The following is a 1,191-nucleotide window of genomic DNA, read 5'->3' as shown; positions in this document are numbered from 1 at the left end:
GGAAATTCTGCACAACTAGCCTTCGCGAGTGCTTGCCATGAATCGTCGAGGCAGCGAGCATGTAGCCCATGAAACAAACTGACCTTGGACTGAACTTGTCGACGAAGCGCACGCGCAAGCGGGAATTGCTGGACGAGATGAACCGAGTGGTGCCGTGGGCCGACTTGGTGATGCTGATCGCGCCGTACGCGCCGGAAGGCAAGCGCGGTCGTCCGCCGTTCGCGGTCGAGGCGATGCTTCGCATCCACTTCCTGCAGCAATGGTTCGGCCTGTCGGACCCGGCGATGGAAGAAGCGCTGCACGACGTGCCGCTGTACCGGGAGTTCGCCGGTCTGGACAACTGGACGGTGCGGCTGCCCGACGAGAGCACCATCCTGCGATTCCGTCATCTGCTGGAGAAGCACAAGTTGGCCGCGCAGATCCTCGCGTTGGTCAACGATATTCTGCGCGACAAGGGATTGATGCTGCGCGCAGGCACGGTGGTGGACGCGACGCTGATCAGCGCGCCGAGTTCGACCAAGAACGCGTCGGGCGAACGCGACCCGGAGATGCATCAGAGCAAGAAAGGCAACCAGTGGTATTTCGGCATGAAAGCGCATATTGGTGTCGATGCCGAAAGCGGCTTGGTGCACACGGTGCGGGGCACGTCGGGCAACGTCAGCGACGTGCTCGAAGCCAACAGCCTGCTGCATGGCGACGAAACCGAGGCGTTTGGCGATGCGGGCTATCAGGGTGTGCACAAGCGTCCGGACGTCCGGGCCGGTGTGAACTGGCACGTGGCGATGAAGCCAGGCAAACGTCGCGTCCTGGACAAAAGCAAGCCGCTTGACGCGCTCATCGATCAGGTCGAGCGAATCAAGGCGGGCATCCGGGCCAAGGTCGAGCATCCGTTCCGGGTAATCAAGCGGCAGTTCGGCTACACCAAGGTTCGGTATCGGGGGCTGAGAAAGAACACCGCGCAACTCATGACCTTGTTCGCGCTGTCCAACTTGTGGATGGCGCGCGGCAAGCTGCTGGCTGCTGCGGCATGAGCGCGTTTCTGGCTCACGCCGATACCCCGCACGCAGCACGCGAAGGCTGCTCGGCGCGTGCCGGCCAGCTTCGTTCCGGGCTGATAGGTTGGCGTCGTGGCGCATTCAGCTTCCTGTCAAACGACCAAGCACACTCGATTCGCGTTTGTGCAGAGCATCC

1 protein-coding gene is annotated in these 1,191 nt (G+C 62.0%); it reads left to right on the top strand.

Annotated elements, in window-relative coordinates; translation table 11 throughout:
- The first annotated feature begins 68 nt into the window (after nucleotides 1–68).
- Nucleotides 69–1,031, top strand: coding sequence for an IS5 family transposase (locus WS62_RS11590; protein ID WP_066570964.1), 963 nt, complete (start codon nucleotides 69–71; stop codon nucleotides 1,029–1,031).
- The last annotated feature ends 160 nt before the right edge of the window (nucleotides 1,032–1,191 follow it).

Origin of the sequence: Burkholderia sp. ABCPW 14 (assembly GCF_001523835.1) — a bacterium.
In the GTDB taxonomy this organism is placed as follows: Bacteria; Pseudomonadota; Gammaproteobacteria; order Burkholderiales; family Burkholderiaceae; genus Burkholderia; species Burkholderia mayonis.
Note: the sequence above shows the minus strand (reverse complement) of the source record. Positions and strands in the feature narration are given on the sequence as shown.